This is a genomic window from Prosthecobacter sp., from assembly GCF_046154365.1.
Lineage (GTDB): Bacteria > Verrucomicrobiota > Verrucomicrobiia > Verrucomicrobiales > Verrucomicrobiaceae > Prosthecobacter.
The window spans coordinates 1-17,298 of record NZ_JBJXFV010000031.1; the positions used below are offsets into that span (position 1 = coordinate 1).

The window sequence follows — 17,298 nt, forward strand, 5'->3', positions numbered from 1 at the left end:
ACCGCCGCGCCAACGTCGGCGTCTCGCAGCGGCCTCGCTTGCGCGGCGCTGAAGGGTCAATAATGAAGGGTTCGAGCAAGGCCCATTCGGCATCACTCACATCGCTGGGATAGTGGCGTTCCATCCACCAGCCTTCGCACCGTTATGGTGGCTCTCAAGTTTTAACGGACAGGCTCTGAGTGCAGAGGCTAGGCTGCCAGCAACGCTGCCGAACAGTCAGGAGGCCTCGGGGCCGTTCGACGAATTTGAAGATCGCGTGCAAGTGTTTTCAGAATTTGCAAGTGACGAGCAGCGGGCGGAGATCGCGTCCATCGTCGAACGCTTTTTGGCCCGCTACGACAATGCACGGTTCAAAGCGTATTATGCCCCAAGGCTGCGAAAACTGCTGCACGGCGGCTCACCAAGATTTCACGGGTTGGATGTCAGCAAGGAGCCGACTTCATCAACGCCGTGGAGCATCATCGTGGTGTTGATCGTGGCGGCTGGCGGTCTGCTGTGGTTGTTGCTCAAGCGGCGTTTCTGAGCGTGGGGCAAAACCACTTCTCAGCGATCACGCAAACTTGATCACATGCTTCTGCCCGTGCTCGTCATGCGCGGGATTGAGGCTGCGCAGCTCGAATTCGATGCGTTCGGCGCTCACGCGTGCCATGACCCAGCCGTTCGGACGCTTGGGATCGAAGACATAGGCGATGGGCGGCAGGTTGATGAGCGGGAGGCCGGTCTTTTCGTGCTTGGTGCGCAGCCAGGTGTGCGTGTGGCCGTAGATGTAGCCCTTCACTTTTTCGTGAGAGGCCAGCAGGTCGAACAAGGCGTCGCTGTCCTGCAATCCGGTGGGCTGTTTGCCCTCCGGCACCGGTCCCTGCGGGTTGTGATGTGCGACGATGAAGGTGGGCTTGTTGGGTAGGTTGCGCAGTTCGCGTTCGACCCAGGCGATCTGAGGTTCGCCGAGTGAGCCGGGGGTTTTGTTCACGAGATCGAGCGAGTCGAGCAGAATCCAGTTCACCAAGGCACTGGAGACGGAGGCGACGTGTTTGTTCTGCACGATCATGGGCCGCTCGGCGTTCGGCGGCGGCGGGCCGATGATGGCGTTGAGGAAGTTGTTGCGATGGTCGTGATTGCCGAGCGTGCAATGCACCTGGATCGACTGCTCGCGCAGCGGCTGGATGCAGTGGCCGAAGGTGACGTAGTCCTCGGTCTTGCCGTCGAGGTAGGCGCAGTCGCCGTTGATGATGAGGCCAAAGGGTTTCTGCCCGATCTTGAGCACCTGATTGACGCAGCGTCGCAGATTTTCAGCCATGCAGGCACCGCGTGCGACGAGCGCTTCATCCTCGGCGATGTGCGTGTCGGAAAACAGCACCCACATCTGCTCGGGGATTTCAATGGCCGGAAGCTGGGTGGCGAAAGCGCCGAACGCTGCGGCCGAACCGCGCTGGAGGAAGCTGCGGCGGGAGAGTGGGGGAAACGTGATGGGCATGGTTTGAAAACGATGGGAAAGGGGCAAATCGTGCGACGGAGAATGGAGGAATGGAAAATGGAAAACTGCAAAGGGAGGAATGGTCAGCGAAGCATCGGAGGCAAACGAAGGCGGTTCCGACCCTTTGCCATTTTTAGTTCCACCATTCTCAGTTCCACCATTTCAGATCATGTACTGAAGTAGCGGTCGCCCGCATCGCCGAGGCCGGGGACGATGTAGCACTTGTCATTGAGGCCGTCGTCGATGGCGGCGGTGATGATGGGCACGTCAGGATGCGTCTGCGCCATCGCCGCGAGGCCTTCGGGACAGCTCACGACACAAATCATCGTGATGCGCAATGCGCCGGCCTCTTTGAGCTGGCGTGCGGCCTCACAGGCGCTGCCGCCGGTGGCGAGCATGGGGTCGAGCAGGAAGACATCCGCCGCAGCGAGATTGGTCGGGAGATTGGCATAGTAGGCATGCGGCAAGGCCGTTTCTTCATTCCGCTTGATGCCGACATGCGCGACGATGGCATCCGGCATCAGCGGCAGAATGCCATCGAGTAAACCAAGGCCGGCACGCAGGATGGGAACGCACACCACCGGGCGTGCCAGCCGGGCTCCGCGTGTTTGCGTGAGCGGCGTCTGCACGCTGGTCTCCTGCACCGGCAGTTCTCGCGTGGCTTCAAGGAAGAGCATGCGCGCGAGCATGTTGATGTGACGCCGGAACTCATGCGCAGGCGTGCTGACCGCACGGATGGCCGCGAGATGGCACTGCGCCAGAGGATGCTGAACGACGACGGGCTGCATGCGGCGCATTGTGCCGCGTTTGCCTGCGCTGGCAAAGTTTTCCACCACCGGATTGACGTTCATGCTACGATACCGGCATGAAAACACGTCCCTGCGTGCTCGCTCTGGCCGCATCCTGGCTGGCCTCCTGTGCCGCCGTGCCAAATGCGGACAGCTCAAGCTATTATTACCCATCCTCGAATCGAACACCTGTGCCAAGCAGCGCTACCGGTGCGACCACGGCCAGCAGCAACACGCCAACACCCCGAGGTGGTTACGCGCCCGGTTCCGGCCCGACGTCGATGCCGCAGGGCAACCAGTTCATGTATCAGCAGAACGTCTCCGGCCCGTTCGGCAGTCGCAGCAGCAGCACGGTGATTCAATCCAGTGGCGGCGTGCAGAGCTATCAGACTATAGGCGGCATGCCGGTGTATCCGGGAGCACCGATTCCGGGCTACAACCCGAACCAGCCGTATTACGGCGTTCCCAACTCGCAGCCGGTGTACGTTCCCGGTGTCGGCGGCAATCCAGGTTACTACCTGAATCCGAACACGGGAGCGCGAGTGCCGTGAGGCAGATGGGTTATGCGTGACGGGTTAAGAGTTGTGGGGTGCGTGTGTGAAGCACACATAACCTCTAACTCCTAACCTTCCCCCTCACCCCGCGCCTTCGCCTTCTTCGCCTCCGCCTTGTGCTTGAGCACTTCAAACACGATGGGCAGCACGGAGACGACAATGATGAGCAGGAAGACCAGCTTGATGTTGTTTTTGATGATCGGGATGCTGCCGAGGAAATAACCGGCGGCGCTGAAACTCAGCACCCAGATCAACCCGCCGCCGAGGCTGTAGCAAAGGAAGCGGCGGTAGTCCATGCGGCCAAAACCGGCGGTGAATGGCGCGAAGGTGCGCACGATGGGCACGAAGCGCGCGAGGATGATGGCCTTGCCGCCGTGCTTCACGAAGAACGCTTCCGTCTTCGCGAGATAGTCGCGTTTGAACCAGCGCTGGTTCACGATCCAGCCGCCGGCCTTGCGGCCGATCCAGTAGTTCAGATTGTCGCCGATGATCGCGGCGCACATGAGCAGCGGAACGATGTACTCGATGCGCACCAGGTTCTGCGCCGCCAAGGCTCCCACGGCAAACAGCAGCGAGTCGCCGGGCAGGAATGGCATCACCACGAGGCCGGTTTCGCAGAAGATGATGGCAAACAGCAGCCCATATATCAACGCGCCATGCTCCTGCGCAAAGAGTTGCAGGTGTTTATCGACGTGCAGGACGTAATCGAGAAGCTGGGAGATCATGGGCGGCGAATGTCCGGCGTCAGGACGGGGCGGCAAACGAAAAGTCATGTCGATCACGCCAGAGCAAAACAAAATGGCCGGAGCATCACGCTCCGGCCACTGGTAGATTCGACTGGCAGTCGAATTGGTTTGGGTCTGCGGCTTTGATTGCCAATCGAAGCTACTTCAGCTCCACCGTCACCACCTTCTTGCCTTCGATCTTGAGGCCTTCGACTTTGCTAAACTTGGACGCCGCGTCAGCCATGCTCATGCCGCCTTCGGCGGATTCCATGACGCCGACAAAAGCGTCCGCGTTGTCCATGAGCTTGTCGAACTGGATGTCCAGATAGCTGATCGTGCCATCATTCAAATGCGTCGCGTCAGAGCTGGCGATGCCGTTGGCACCCTTCACTTCCACTGCCATGCGCATGCCGGCAAACATCGGCTTCATCATCCCCATCTGCGCCTTCATCTGGGCGATTTCTTCGGCGCTCTTCTTCGGCTTCGCGACATCGCCGCCTTTTTTCTTGTCCGCCTCGGCGTTCGTGATGATGAGCGAGGAACCGGTCAGCGCAAAGGTCATCGGCTCGGATTTGGAGGCGGGTTTGCCTTCCTGTTCCGGCTCAAACGGCACGTACTTCAGCTTCGCGAGATCCGCGACGGCGAAGACGACCTTCACGCCGCTTTTGCCATCCGGGCTTTTGACTTCCTCGTGGGATTTCACGGTAACGCCTTCGCCGAGCTTTTTCGCACGCTCCTCGGCCTTCGCCTTGTCCATGACGAGCCCCTTGAGCTGGTCGCCCTGGCCGCCGCCGGCCTGCATCATCGCTGCGAGCTGCGCACCAAGAAGGACGCTCTCCTCAATGGTGGCGGTGCCGTCTTTGTTGACCAGCACGGTGGATTTGATTTCAAGGCAGGAAGTCAAAATGAATGACGCCGCCGCGAGCAGGAGGAGTTTTGGAATTTTCATGGGCATTAAGATTACGGCAGCGGTGATTCATTGAACAAGCACAAAGAGCATGCAGCGCAACATTTCCGCCGTCTGCGGACATGATGGGGCTTGCCAAACCGTCCTGCTTCTGAAACAAATCGGGCATGGACTCCCATGATGTGATCAGCAAGGCCGTCGAGCGCACCAGTTTCAAGGAGGTGGCGGCGCAGATGGGTGTGTCGCTCTCGCTCGCTTACAAGTGGTCGCAGCCCGACGAACACGAAGGCAGCGGCACCTCGAACCCGCTCGACCGCGTACGCCAGCTTTACGAGATCACGCAGGATCCGCAGCTCATCCACTGGCTGTGTCAGAAGGCCAACGGTGTCTTTGTGCAGAATCCACGCGGCGGCGGTCCGCGCGGCATGGAGCTGATGCCCGCCACGCAGGAAATCGTGCAGCAATTCGCCGATCTCCTCGCCGCCATCAGCAAAGCCGCGTCGGATGACCGCATCAGCACAGACGAGGCGGAACATATCCGCAATGTGTGGGATGAGCTGAAGCGCTTCACCGAAGGCTTCGTGCGCCTTTGCGAGAAGGGCGACTTTGTGCATCTCGCGGAAGAGATCAAAGCTCACCGCGCTGCGAAATAGCCACGTCATGTCCGCCATGGGTCCGCTGCTCGTCCGCCACGAAGGCCACACACCACGTGAACGCAGCACCTGCGGCTGGCGGGATCGTTTGATCAGCCGCGAAGACGTCGATTTGTCCCCCGCCGCCTGGGCGCATGCCGTGGACATCGATGGCGCGAAGCTGCACTACCACCAACGCTCCACCGAACTCTACTACGTCATCGAGGGCGGCGGCTCCGTCATGCTCGACGGTATCGAACAGCCCGTCAGCAAAGGTTCCCTCATCCACATCCCGCCCGGCGTCGTCCATGGTGCCCGTGGCAAGATGCGCGTCCTCGTCGTCGGCATTCCCGACATCGCGGAGGATGATTATTTCGAGGTGGAGGATCCAAGCCAAGCTTAGCGAACAAGACTCACAGGTTAAACGGCACGTCAGTGCCGCGCGGCAAGATGGAACTCACGCGAAAGCCGTTGCGCCTCTGCTAGCTCCTCTTTGGTCAGTTTGTCTTCGTCAACTCCCCCGTAGTAGCGGTAACCAAGGTGGGATTGCGACCAGACGTCGCCACGTTTCGCACCCGTGCGGAGGGATTTAATGTCCGGGGCTGATTGCGGACTTCGGTCCATGAGAGAAGAACTAGGCCAGCCCACCGGCGGCACAACCAGGAACGCGGGAGGCATACACCGGCTTTGACGTGAGACTGCCGAAAACAGGCCAACAAAAAACCCTGTAACTCGTTGAGTTACAGGGCTTTGAGATTGGTTGCGGGAGTAGGATTTGAACCTACGACCTTCAGGTTATGAGCCTGACGAGCTACCGGGCTGCTCCATCCCGCGATTTGAGGGAGCTAGAGTCCGCTCTCTCGCTGGATTGGCAACCTGTTTTTCCCAGAACTTCAGAAGTTGTGCTGCAACATCGCCCACAGCCTCCCGTTTGCTGCTTCCCGCATGAAAAACATTGTTTCCACTCTCTCCTTCGCCCTCATCGGCATCACCGCCATGGCAGAAGACCCCAAGCCTGCTGCTCCGGCGGCTGAAAAGCCCTCGGCCATCGGTTACTCGGACACGCCGGTCATCCCTGGCACGGATTGGAAGGTGCATGACATCGACCGCCCACGTCCGAACGCCGTGGCTCCAGGTGAAAAGCCCGGTGCGCCGCCTGCGGATGCGATCATCATTTTCGACGGCAAGAGCGCGGATGCGCTCCAGGCGAAGGAAAAGGACGCCAAGGGCAAGGAGACCGGCAACATCATCCCCTGCCCGTGGAAGATCGACAGCGATGTGCTCATGATTGCGGGCGGCGACTGCTGGACGAAGCAAGAGTTCGCGAGCTGCCAGCTCCATCTCGAATGGATGAGCGAACCGAACACGAAGGGCAATTCGCAGAAAAAAGGCAACGCGGGCGTCTTCTTCATGGATCGCTACGAGTCACAGATGCTCGATTGCGACAACAACCCGACCTACGCCGACGGCATGACCGGCGGTGTTTACGGCCAGACGCCGCCGCTGGTGAACGCCGTGCGCCCCGCCGGTCAGTGGCAGGTCTATGACATCGTCTTCACCGCACCCAAATTGGATGGCGGCAAGGTCGTGGAACCGGCCTACATCACGACCTTCGTGAATGGCATCTGCGTGCAGAACCACACGAAGATCATGGGCCCGACGAAGCACAAGAACATCACCGACTACAGCGGCGAATTCCCCGAGAAGGCTCCGATCCGCATCCAGGACCACAAAAACGAGCCACCCGTGCGCCTGCGCAACGTCTGGATCAGGCCACTCTGAGGCTCGGCTGACAACATTTTCAACTCGGCAAAGCCGGAGGCCACCCCTCCGGCTTTGCTGTTTTGCAGGCTGAAACTGAAAATTGTGGGAAGCGTCATGTTAATACGGTATTTATGATAATTGTATTGAAGTTAAAGAATCGGCTCCTAGAATACGGTGATTCGTCTTTTATTTTAATTTACCATAACCACAACTGTCGCCAGCCCTTCCCGCTGACGACGCCAAACCATTAACCGCCTCTATACCTATGCCGCTCGCCCTTCATTCGCGCGTCATCAAAGCCGCCGCCCTCGTCGGCAGTGGACTTGCGTCCTTCACACGAAAGCGCCGTGCCACGGAAACTACGATTCTGACGTTTCACGGCCTGTCTGAGAATGTCGGCGACCCAGACATTCTCGATTGGACGCTGCATCTGCCAGTCGAAGCCTTCCGCAGCATCTGCGCCCTGCTGGCCGCCGATTACCGCGTGGTTTCGTTGGCGGATCTCATCGAAGCACGCACCCGTGGCACCAAGCTGCCTGACAACGCCGTCGTCATCACCTTTGATGACGGTTATGCCTCGAACTACGAGCTGGCTCTGCCCATTCTCAAAAGATTCGACCTGCATGCCACGGTCTTCGTCACCACCGGATTCCTCGATGGCGATGACATGCTCTGGTTTCAGCGTGTCGATCTCGCACTCGGTCATTCCCTCAAACAGCTCATCGACTGGAAGATCAACGGCAAAAAGCTGCGCCTTTACCTCGGCACCCGTGAGCTGCGCCAGCAGTCACTGGTGCGCCTGATGCCGGAACTCAAAGCGCTGTCGGACACCGATCTCCTTGGCGAAGTGGACCGTCTTGAAGAAGCACTCGAAGTCGCCACCCCCACGCTTGAAGACCTCCCCAAAGCCATGCGCCCGCTGACCTGGGACATGGCCTGCGACATGGCGCTCAGCGGCCATGTGGACATCGGCGGACACACGCACACGCATCCCATCCTGGCACGCTGCGACTCCATGGCCATGCGCGCGGAGATCTCCACCTGCCGCGACCGCATCCGTGCCGAGATCGGTGAACTGCCCGCCACTTTCGCCTATCCTAACGGCGGCACAGACGATTTCACCCGCGAGACGCTCCTCCTAGTGCGCGAGGCCGGCTTCAAGGCCGCCTGCACCATGATCAACGGCCGCGTCGATGATCAGGCCTCCCTATTCCAGCTTCCGCGCTACGGCTCCCCCGAATCCGTGTGGGAGGCCGAGGCCACGCTCTCAGGAGCCTACGAAACGCTCAAAGACTGGCGGCAGAGCTGCCTGAAAGCGATGTCGATAATATGAAAACGATCACGCTCAGTGCCACGAATACTCCGACACTGCCAGCACGGCAGCGCCAGCGTGCGTTCGTGCCGGCGTCATCGTTCACTGCACTGGCCAAGGATCAGCGCCCCACCGTGCTGCACTTCGCCTACAGCATCGGCGGCGGTGGTGCGGAGGCGATGCTGGTCAATCTCGTCGAGACGCTCGACCCCGCGCAGTTCCGCAGCGTCGTCGTCGCCATCAATGCGAAGCCCTGGCCGCATCATGCGCAACGTCTGCGCGCTGCCGGTGCCGTGCTGCACGATCTGGAAGGCACCGCCTTCCTGCACCGCGAGACACTTGCCAAACTGCGCAACGTCCTGCGCACCGAACGCCCTGACATCGTGCAAACCTGGATGCATCACGCCGATCTCATCGGCGGCTGGGCCGCAAGGCTCGCCGGTGTGCGCAAGATCGTCTGGAGCATCCATTGCCGCGAAATCCACCGCAACCACGGTGAGAGCAACCACAAGACCGCGCTCTTCCGCCGGGCGCTGGCGCTGAGTTCGCGCTTCATCCCATCGCGTATCATTTCGTGCTCCGCCGCCGCCATCGAAGATCACGCCGCCATCGCTTATCCACGCTCCAAGATGCAGTGGATTCCCAACGGCATCGACGCCGATCGCTTCGTGCCCGACACCGACGCCGGACTCGACACGCGGGCAGAACTGCGGCTGCCGCCGAACGCCCCCGTCATCGGCTACGTCGGCCGCTTTCATGAAATGAAGGACCTGCCTACCTTCCTGCGTGCGGCGGCGATTTTGCAAACTCGCATGCCCAAAGCCCACTTCGTCTTCTGCGGCGGTGTCGGTGTCGAATTCAACGCGGCGGAGCGTGAAGCCTTCGCACGCATCCCCCATCGCGATCAAGTGCGCTTCGATTCCTTCCGCCCCGATCCGTGGCGGTTGTATCCGGCGCTGAACGTGTTCTCGCTCTCCTCGCGCACCGAAGCCTGCCCGATGACCATCATCGAAGCGATGTCCTGTGGCGTCCCCTGCGTCACGACCGATGTGGGAGACTGCGCACGCCTGCTCGAAGGCGTTGGCCGCGTCGTGCCACCACATGATCCCGAAGCACTCGCGAACGCCTGGGAGCAGACACTGCGTCTCGATGCTGCGGCACGCGACGGCATCGCTAAACAATCGCGTCAGCGGGTGCTGGAGCGTTTTACCATCGCCAAAGCCGCACACCAGTATGCGGAAACTTACGCGCAACTCATGGAGGTGCGAAAATGAACACGCTGCTCCTCTTCATCACTCTGGCTGCCCAAGCCACCGCCCAACCGGTGAAGGTGTCGTTCTGCGATGGCATGACGCGCATCTCACGTGACGGCACGCCGCCAACGGCGCAGACACACACCCTGCACGCCGCACGCGGCGAATGGGAACCGCTGCAAATCATCGTCACCGGCACGCCGGAGCAGCTCAAAAACATCGCCGTCGGTGCCACCGGTATCGCCAAAACTGATTCCGAGGCGCTGTTACCCGCACCGAAGGTGCTGCGCGAGCATTACGTCCGCGTTGCCAAGCCCACCCCGATGGCTCCTTTGCCACTGGGCGATTATCCCGATGCGCTCGTGCCACTCGACCTGCCTGCGCAGGAATTCAGCGGCGACATCATCAATCAACCATTCTGGATCGACCTCTTCGTGCCTTACACCGCCGCACCGGGCGCTTACTTCGGCGAAGTGCATTTCAAACTCGCCGACGGCTCCGTCCACATCGCCAGCTACACGCTCAACGTGTGGGACTTCGACCTGCCCGTCGTTCCCAAGCTGCGCACCTCGATCATGACCACCGTGCGCCGCATCGCCGAGGTGCATGGCCTTGAGTACAAGGACAACACGCCCTCGCTCACGCACCTCGGCCTGCTCAATGCCTACTACGACCTGCTCGCTGAGCATCGCCTCAGCGTCGATCAAATCCACGGCAGCTATCCCGATGCCAGCACCGGCAAGCTGGATGAAGACAAAGTCGAACGCGCGTTGAGAAAGCACCTGCTGCACCGCCATTGCAGCACCATCGGCCTGCCCATCTGGCCGGAGTGGCCGTTTAACGATCCGCTGGGCAAAGATCGCACTGCCGCCATGAGCTACGTCGCGCAGTGGATGAAGCTGCTCGCGAAAATCCGCTGCGAATCACGCGTCTACGTCATCATGGGTGATCTTGATGAACCCAACAACGCCGACGCTTATGCGAACGTGCGCAAGTGGGGCGAGTTCTTCAACGAAGTCGAAAAAACTCACGGCGTGCGCGTGCCGCTGCTCATCACCGAACAACCGACGCCCGAAAAAGCCGCATGGGGTGCGCTCAACGGCGCCGTGGACATCTGGGTGCCGCATTTCAGCGCCGTGTGGAAGGACATGGAGTGGGCCGGTGGCAAGCACGACATCGCCATGCGCCGCCAGGCCGGTGATGAAGTCTGGGCCTACGCCGCACTCGTGCAGATGCCGGACGAATGGGAAAACCTGCACGGCAAACCCAAGCAGCTCACCAGCAGCTTCCCGCCGGTGTGGGCGCTCGATTATCCCGCCATGGCGCATCGCGTCATCGGCTGGCTGCTGCCCAAGCATGGCATCACCGGCCTGACCTACTGGGACACGCTCTTCGCCGCTGAAGGTGTCGATGTCTGGCAGGACGCCGGCACGTTCAAAACCGCCGACGATGCCGTTTACAACGGCGACGGCTCCTTCATCTACCCCGCCACCGAGAAACGTCATGGTCGTCATGCCCCGGTTGCCTCGATTCGCCTCAAATGGCTGCGCGAAGCCGTCGAAGACTACGATTACCTCATGCTCGCGCGTCAGCTCGGCCTGGATGAAGACGCGCAGCGTCTCGCGGCCAGCTTTGCGCGTGGTTTCGGCGACTGGGACAACAATCCCGGCTCGCTCATGGAGGCCCGCCTCCAACTTGGAACGCTGATCGAAACCGCACACCACCGCAAGCAAACCGCAGCACTTGGGAAAGGAGGCGCCCAATGACCGCCACCTTGACTGCGCCAAAACAGCGCGCCTCCACACGTCGTGGACCGCTCACGATCGACCTCGTGAGTGATGAACCAGGCTTCCATGCACTCGCGCCCTTCTGGGATGCGCTGCTCGAACAGGCCAGCACCCGCACACCGTTCCTGCGCTGGGACTGGGTCAGCCTGTGGTGGGAGGAATGCCGTGGCGATGCCCGGCTCGCCATCGGTGTGCTGCGTGATGCCGAAGGCGTTCCGCAGGCCATCGCCCCGCTCATGCTCGCGCATGAAAACGACCGCGCCCGCCAGCATCTCACCACGCTCACCTTCCTCGGCGGGTTCGGTGAGGCGCATGGTGAACGCTTTGATCTCCTCATTCCCGCAGGCCGTGAAGACGAGCTGGCACCGCAGCTTTGCCAGGTCTTCCATCAACTGCGCAGCCAGTGCGACAACGTGCGGCTCAATCATCTGCCTGAAGAATCCCCCAACACGCCGCATCTGCTGGCGGCGCTGCGGCAGGAATTCGTCCGTATCGGCGTGCTCAACCGTCAGGCCACCCGGTTCATTTCAGTCCCCGCCTCGTGGGATGAATACGAGGCCCGTCACAGCAACAACTGGCGCAGCAACATGCGGCGCTACCGCAAGCAGTTCACCCAACAGCACGCCGGCCGCGCCTCAATGGCGGGAGAACAGGTGCCGCACCAGCAGGCGTACGCCGATCTGTTGCGGCTGCACACCATGAGTTTCCCGGACGGCGTGAGCACGTTCACCACGCCGGTGGCGCAGCGGTTTCACGCACGTCTTGCGGCGAAATGGCTCCCTTCAGAGCGGGCCATTCTGCCGCTGCTGGAGTCACATGACCGTGTGGTCACCGCCATCTATGGCTTCATGGAGCGCGGTGAGTTTTTCCAATACCAGCTCGGCTGGGACAGCGCCCTGGCACGGCTTTCGCCCGGGAAACAGATCATGCGCTGGTGTATCGAGTGTGTCATCCAGCGCGGCGCAAAAGTGCATGACATGCTGCCCGGCGATCACGACTACAAACGCCAGTGGTGCGATGGCGAACGCTGGCTGCTCGATCTCGAAGCCCACAATCCTTCCAGTTGGCGTGCCACCGCCTTTCACTCACTGCGCGCCATGAGCCGCTTGTTCACCCGAGGAGGGCTCGCCACATGAAAATTCTGGTCATTACCGCCGATGCCAACACGCTCGTCTATCATCGCGGCGACTTGATCCGCGACTTCGCCGCGCACGGCTGCGAAGTCGTCACTGCCGCCGCGGAGGATTATCCGCATGTGCATGCCTTTGTCGCCAGTTTCGGCGGTCGTCATCGCGCCATCCGCATGGCGCGCTCCAAAATCAATCCGCTGAAGGATCTCGTGACCATGTGGGACATGTGGCACTTGTTTCGCAGCGAAAAACCGGACGCTCTGTTCGCCTACACCATCAAATCCGTCGTCTATGGCTGCGTGATCGCCCGCCTGGCCGGAATTCGCCGCGTTTACGCCTTGTTGCCCGGTTTGGGCTTCACCTTCGTCAAACCAGTGACGTGGAAGCAGAAAATCGTCGGCTTCATCTCCGAAGCCTTGCATCGCTTCGCCTTGAAGCGTGCGGATGTCATCTTCATGCAGAATCACGATGACGCGAAGCTGTTCACCGACATGAACATGCTGCCGCCAGGCGTCCCCGTGCATGTCACCGCCGGTTCCGGCGTGAACATGGATGAATTCGCCCACGCTCCGCTCGAGAACGACAAAGCCATCGCCTCCGGTCACATCCGTTTCGTGCTCGTGAGCCGTCTGCTCATCAGCAAAGGCGTGCGCGTGTTCGCCGAAGCCGCCCGGCGCATCAAACAACTGTTCCCGCACGCGGAGTTCCATCTCGTCGGCCCGTTTGATCCCAATCCGAACCGTGTCTCGGAACATGAGGTGCATGACTGGGTCGCGGAAGGCACGCTCATTCATCACGGCATGGTCAAGGATGTCGCCACGCTGCTCCAAACCATGCATGTCTTCGTGCTGCCGACCTGGTATCGCGAAGGCGTGCCCCATGCGACGCTCGAAGCGCTGGCGACTGGCAGACCCATCATCACCACCAACTCCGTCGGCGCACGTGAATGCGTCAAACTCACCGCCGAAGGCGAAACGCAGCGCGAAGACGGCGAGATGCTCATGCAGGGCGAAAACGGCTTCCTCACGCAGCCACAAAACGTCGCCGCCGTCGAATGCGCGATGGAATGGTTTCTCACACATCCCGCTCAAATCGCCGTTCAAGGCCATGCGAGCCGCCAGTTGGCCGCCGAGGTCTTCGACGTGCGTTTAGTGAACGAGATCATTCTGCAGGCGATGCATCTGCACGAGACCGCACCACGCGAAACCACGCTCCGCCACGAATCCTCCCTTCCCTTAGCCGCCTAATTTCACGCCTATGGCCATTCCTTACAGCATGCAGCCCGCGAACTCCGCCCCACAAGGCGGTTTCGGTGCCATGCTCGCACTCGCACCTTCACGTGGACTATCGCCGATGGCACCGTCGATGACCATGCCGGCGCATCCGGGCATGTCGCCAGTGTTTGATCCACGTGCCTTCCTGCCGCCGATCAATCCGCATGACTTCGAGGTGCAGTCGCTCATCAGCATCGCGGATGTCATCGGTTACATCCGCAAACGCTGGCTGCGCGGTGCGCTGCTGGGCGTGTTACTGGCCGCTTTCACCTTCTATTACCTCGGCATGGGGGTGAAAATCTATGAAGCGGAGTCACAGCTGCTGCTGCGCATCCAAGACGGCAACCCGTTCAACTTCGAGGCCACGGCTTCGCGTGGCGTCACGGAACTCAGCGCGCCGCAGTTGATCAACAACCACCGCACCGAGCTGCTCTCGCGCCGCTTCCTCAGCCATTGCTACGCTCAGTTCCCGGCGGCGCAGCGCGATGCCTATCTGCAACGCGAAGCGACCTCGCTCAGCCGCAAGGATGAGCTGATGAAGCTCATGGGCCTGTATAAGCCGGGTAAGCCGGGCGATCCGCGTGAACGCTTCATCGATCTGATGATTTCCTCCGTGCGTGTGGAGCCACTCAAGGAATCCCACGTCCTGCGCGTGCAAGTGCGTGACCGCGATCCGCATCTCGCCGCTGATTTTGCCAACCGTTACGTCGAGGAATACATCCACTACGTCGCCGACCAGGAGGGCAAACTCAGCGCTGACGCCTCGACCTATCTCGAAACGAAGTCGCAGGAGCTGCAGAAGCGTCTGCGCGAGTCCGAGCAGAAGCTCGCCGAGTATCGCAAGAGCCAGGGCATCATGGAGGACATCGACACGAAGGATGTCTCCAACGACAAAGTGCGCCAGCTCAACGCCGCGATCACCGAAGCCGATTTGAAGCTCACCAAGGCCAAAAGCGACCTCGACAACCTCGCCGCAGCGCAAAAAGCCGGCCGCGATCTCACCGAACTGAGACTTTTCGCTGACAACGCCGACGTGGCCTACACCCGCAAGCAGTTGGATGCCAAGATCGCCGAGCGTGCGCCGCTGGAAGCCACCTGCGGCCGCAAACATCCGCGCATGGTCGGTCTCGCGAATGAAATCACCACCTTGCGTGCCTCGCTGGACCGCACCGTGAATTCCGTGGTCAGCATGATTCAGGCGGAGGTGGAATCGCAGCAGCGGCAGATCGCCGATTATCGCCGCCAGCTTGACGAGGCACGCGGCGTGGCGCTGGACGTGAACGGCAAGAACGTGCAGCAGAGCCTGCTGCGCGATCAAGTGCGCATGGATCGCGAACTGTATGAAAAAATCGAGATGCGCCGCAGTCAGGCCGCGCTCACCGGCCAGTTCCGCGACAGCGGCCTGCTGCGGGTGGCGGATGTGGCGGTGGTGCCGGAAAAACCGGTGAAACCGAGCAAGCCCATGGCCGCCGTCGCCGCCGCGCTGCTATTTGGCCTCTCCCTGTTCGGCCTGCCGGTATGCTGGGGCATCTTTGACGATCACGTGAAAAAACTGTTCGCGCCGAAAGTCGCCATCCCGGAGCCACAGCAGCACACCGCCTATGGCTACGGTTATCCTGAGCAGCAACCCATGCCTGCGGCACCACCCTGCGCCATCGCCACAATGCCACCGGAGACGCACAATCTGCCCATGATCAAGCCAGCCGACGGTGAGACCGCCATCCTCGCACGGCTGCCCCATGTGAACGGCTCCACGCCGGAGGCGATGCTCTCTGAACTGCTCAAGCCCGAACCGGTCGGTGCTTCCACCGCCTTGCATCAGCTCACCAGCACGCTCGAAAAGCAGGCGATGAACCGCAGCGGCAGCGCCGGCGTCATTCTCATCACCAGCGCGGGTGCAGGCGAAGGCAAAACGCTCGTTTCCGCCGCTCTGGCCGCCGCGTTCTGTCATCAAGGCCGGCGCGTGTTCATGATGGAGTGCAATCCCTCCTCCCCCACGCTGCACCAATGGTTCCCGCGTGCCGTGCAAGGCTACGGTGCCTACGCGCACGACCTCGAAGCCCTGCGCTACGGCCACAGCAATCTGTTCCTGCTCCCCGGCTGCGATCTGCCCGCGCACGCCACCAACGAACTGCTCGACGGCTACCGCAGTTGGATCGAACGCGCCAAGCACGAGGTCGATTGGATCATCCTCGATGCCTCACCGCTGCTCAAGAGCTTCGCCAACGTCGCCCCGCTCGCTCCGCTCGCGAGTGATGTCCTCATCGTCAACAACCCCGCGAATACCACTCCTGCTCAACTACGTGCCGGACTCGCCTTGCTCCAGCCGATGATGTCCTCCAGCGCTTTGCGCGGGATGATCGTCAATGGCGAGTAGTTCTCAGCGAACTGCCTGCTGATGTTTCAATTCGTCAATCAACGCCGCAGGCTCGCTCACGCTGAGCATGACGCTGTAACCTTCCGTCGTCGGAATGCGTGCCACGCGCGTGTTGTCCGTGACAAACAGCAGCGCCTTCTCCCCATTGCGCAGTTTGAACCATCCAGCGGAGTAGCCAGGCAGTCCGGTGCCCATCGTGCGCGATTTCGGCTGATGATCTCTGTCGGTTTTGAGATTCGTAACCACCGCCTCGTCGAGCTTGAGCGACTTGAGCGGGATCAACCGGCCATAGAGATCACCTTGGAGTCGCAGGCCTTCGTTTGAGACCGTGAAACGCACATGCTGCATGGACCACGCCAGCCAGACCATCAGCACGAGGACGCCGATGAGCACCAGACTGATGATGGCGAAGAACCACAGCGATTTACTCGCGGCGGGAATCATTGGGAAGACTGTGGAGGCGTTCATGGCTGGAGGATGCTGTGTTTAGGTGCTGGTTTTCCCAGCCTTGTTGATCAGCGTTTCCAATTCTGAGACGGGCCTGAAAACTCGTTGTTTGCCTTCAAGTCTGGAAACAAGCAGTCCCTTTTCTTCCAGTATGAGTAGATCGGTTCTTGCCGTCATCATGGAAATACCGTGGCTCCGCTGATGGCTGTCGAAGGTGTATTTTGCCTCAGCATGTTCCAAGGCATGTTCCAGCAACGCTTGTTGCCGTTGATTGACCCAACCAACGTCCCGGATGTGCTCTTGCAGCGCACGACGCTCGGCAGATTTTCGGGCCAGGTAGGCGTGCAAATCCTGGATGGCCGTCTCGATGCAGCGCATCTGATGAAGGATGAAATAGTTGAGGTCGTTGTCGTCCGTCTCGGTGAGCAAAAAGGCGCGGTAGTAGTCGGCAGGAGAGCGCAGGAGGGCTTGAGAGATGGAAATGAACTCGAACAACCAGAAGCCCCCCCGCAACATGGCCCAATAGAACAAGGCGCGGGCAGAGCGCCCGTTGCCATCGACAAACGGATGATCGTAGGCCAGCCAGAAATGCAGGATGATGGCCCGAATGACGGGATGCAGGTAGCCACGCAGTTCCACGTCGTTGGCAAAATCACACATTGCGACGAGGCGCTCCGGCAACTGCGACGCGGCGGGCGGGATGTGGAAGACATTGTCCTCGTCATCACTGATTTCGATATGCTCATCTCAATGTCGTTAAGTTAAGAAGGGATTGCCGCAGATTCAGGGAAGCCGCAGATTTCTCGCCTGAATCGTCTAATCTGTGGTTTTCCTGAATCTGCGGCATTCATTCATGTGCTGTCCTTAACTTAAT

At 60.5% G+C, this 17,298-nt stretch carries 18 protein-coding genes and 1 tRNA gene; 11 read left to right on the forward strand and 8 right to left on the reverse strand.

Annotated features, from left to right (window positions below; translation table 11 throughout):
- The first annotated feature begins 112 nt into the window (after positions 1–112).
- A complete protein-coding gene (locus ACKVY0_RS04015) occupies positions 113–523 on the forward strand; it encodes a hypothetical protein (RefSeq protein WP_409213504.1) in 411 nt (136 codons plus the stop codon).
- A 27-nt stretch (positions 524–550) separates the two neighbouring features.
- Here ACKVY0_RS04015 and ACKVY0_RS04020 read toward each other — a convergent pair whose 3' ends face one another.
- Both ACKVY0_RS04020 and upp read right to left on the reverse strand, forming a co-directional pair.
- A complete protein-coding gene (locus ACKVY0_RS04020) occupies positions 551–1,474 on the reverse strand; it encodes a metallophosphoesterase family protein (protein WP_409213505.1) in 924 nt (307 codons plus the stop codon).
- Between the two features lie 167 nt (positions 1,475–1,641).
- Entirely contained in the window at positions 1,642–2,325 is a 684-nt protein-coding gene (gene upp / locus ACKVY0_RS04025; protein ID WP_409213506.1) for a uracil phosphoribosyltransferase, read from the reverse strand.
- Positions 2,326–2,339: 14 nt separating this feature from the next.
- On the opposite strand from upp, the gene ACKVY0_RS04030 reads away from it, so the two are divergent.
- Positions 2,340–2,813, forward strand: a complete 474-nt coding sequence (locus ACKVY0_RS04030) for a hypothetical protein (RefSeq protein WP_409213507.1) — start codon at positions 2,340–2,342, stop codon at positions 2,811–2,813.
- Between the two features lie 71 nt (positions 2,814–2,884).
- Here ACKVY0_RS04030 and ACKVY0_RS04035 read toward each other — a convergent pair whose 3' ends face one another.
- Positions 2,885–3,541 carry a DedA family protein gene (locus ACKVY0_RS04035; RefSeq protein WP_409213508.1) on the reverse strand — a complete coding sequence of 219 codons (657 nt, stop codon included), beginning with the start codon at positions 3,539–3,541 and terminating at the stop codon, positions 2,885–2,887.
- A 160-nt stretch (positions 3,542–3,701) separates the two neighbouring features.
- Positions 3,702–4,490, reverse strand: coding sequence for a hypothetical protein (locus tag ACKVY0_RS04040; RefSeq protein ID WP_409213509.1), 789 nt, complete (start codon positions 4,488–4,490; stop codon positions 3,702–3,704).
- A 125-nt stretch (positions 4,491–4,615) separates the two neighbouring features.
- On the opposite strand from ACKVY0_RS04040, the gene ACKVY0_RS04045 reads away from it, so the two are divergent.
- Positions 4,616–5,101 (forward strand): phage regulatory CII family protein, encoded by a 486-nt coding sequence (locus ACKVY0_RS04045; protein WP_409213510.1) that lies wholly within the window; start codon positions 4,616–4,618, stop codon positions 5,099–5,101.
- Positions 5,102–5,108: 7 nt separating this feature from the next.
- Entirely contained in the window at positions 5,109–5,483 is a 375-nt protein-coding gene (locus ACKVY0_RS04050) for a cupin domain-containing protein (RefSeq protein ID WP_409213511.1), read from the forward strand.
- A gap of 29 nt (positions 5,484–5,512) precedes the next feature.
- Here ACKVY0_RS04050 and ACKVY0_RS04055 read toward each other — a convergent pair whose 3' ends face one another.
- A complete protein-coding gene (locus tag ACKVY0_RS04055; protein WP_409213512.1) occupies positions 5,513–5,704 on the reverse strand; it encodes a hypothetical protein in 192 nt (63 codons plus the stop codon).
- A gap of 133 nt (positions 5,705–5,837) precedes the next feature.
- A tRNA-Met gene (locus ACKVY0_RS04060) sits at positions 5,838–5,914 on the reverse strand.
- A 111-nt stretch (positions 5,915–6,025) separates the two neighbouring features.
- Between ACKVY0_RS04060 and ACKVY0_RS04065 the strand changes: the two genes are divergently transcribed.
- From ACKVY0_RS04065 to ACKVY0_RS04095, 7 genes are all read left to right on the forward strand, one after another.
- Positions 6,026–6,862, forward strand: coding sequence for a DUF1080 domain-containing protein (locus ACKVY0_RS04065; protein ID WP_409213513.1), 837 nt, complete (start codon positions 6,026–6,028; stop codon positions 6,860–6,862).
- 247 nt (positions 6,863–7,109) lie between these two features.
- Positions 7,110–8,177: a polysaccharide deacetylase family protein gene (locus tag ACKVY0_RS04070; RefSeq protein ID WP_409213514.1), complete on the forward strand. Its 1,068-nt coding sequence runs from the start codon at positions 7,110–7,112 to the stop codon at positions 8,175–8,177.
- Positions 8,174–9,430 (forward strand): glycosyltransferase, encoded by a 1,257-nt coding sequence (locus ACKVY0_RS04075; RefSeq protein WP_409213515.1) that lies wholly within the window; start codon positions 8,174–8,176, stop codon positions 9,428–9,430. Before ACKVY0_RS04070 ends, ACKVY0_RS04075 begins: the two co-directional genes overlap by 4 nt.
- Positions 9,427–11,175: a DUF4091 domain-containing protein gene (locus ACKVY0_RS04080; RefSeq protein WP_409213516.1), complete on the forward strand. Its 1,749-nt coding sequence runs from the start codon at positions 9,427–9,429 to the stop codon at positions 11,173–11,175. The genes ACKVY0_RS04075 and ACKVY0_RS04080 overlap by 4 nt, the downstream gene beginning before the upstream one ends.
- 8 nt (positions 11,176–11,183) lie before the next feature.
- Positions 11,184–12,332: a GNAT family N-acetyltransferase gene (locus ACKVY0_RS04085; protein ID WP_409213517.1), complete on the forward strand. Its 1,149-nt coding sequence runs from the start codon at positions 11,184–11,186 to the stop codon at positions 12,330–12,332.
- Positions 12,329–13,573: a glycosyltransferase family 4 protein gene (locus ACKVY0_RS04090; RefSeq protein WP_409213518.1), complete on the forward strand. Its 1,245-nt coding sequence runs from the start codon at positions 12,329–12,331 to the stop codon at positions 13,571–13,573. Before ACKVY0_RS04085 ends, ACKVY0_RS04090 begins: the two co-directional genes overlap by 4 nt.
- Before the next feature lie 10 nt (positions 13,574–13,583).
- Positions 13,584–15,977: an exopolysaccharide transport family protein gene (locus tag ACKVY0_RS04095; RefSeq protein ID WP_409213519.1), complete on the forward strand. Its 2,394-nt coding sequence runs from the start codon at positions 13,584–13,586 to the stop codon at positions 15,975–15,977.
- Positions 15,978–15,980: 3 nt separating this feature from the next.
- On the opposite strand, the gene ACKVY0_RS04100 is transcribed toward ACKVY0_RS04095, so the two are convergent.
- Both ACKVY0_RS04100 and ACKVY0_RS04105 read right to left on the reverse strand, forming a co-directional pair.
- Positions 15,981–16,445 carry a PH domain-containing protein gene (locus ACKVY0_RS04100; protein WP_409213520.1) on the reverse strand — a complete coding sequence of 155 codons (465 nt, stop codon included), beginning with the start codon at positions 16,443–16,445 and terminating at the stop codon, positions 15,981–15,983.
- 18 nt (positions 16,446–16,463) lie between these two features.
- Positions 16,464–17,162 (reverse strand): Fic family protein, encoded by a 699-nt coding sequence (locus tag ACKVY0_RS04105; RefSeq protein ID WP_409213521.1) that lies wholly within the window; start codon positions 17,160–17,162, stop codon positions 16,464–16,466.
- Positions 17,163–17,298: the final 136 nt, after the last annotated feature.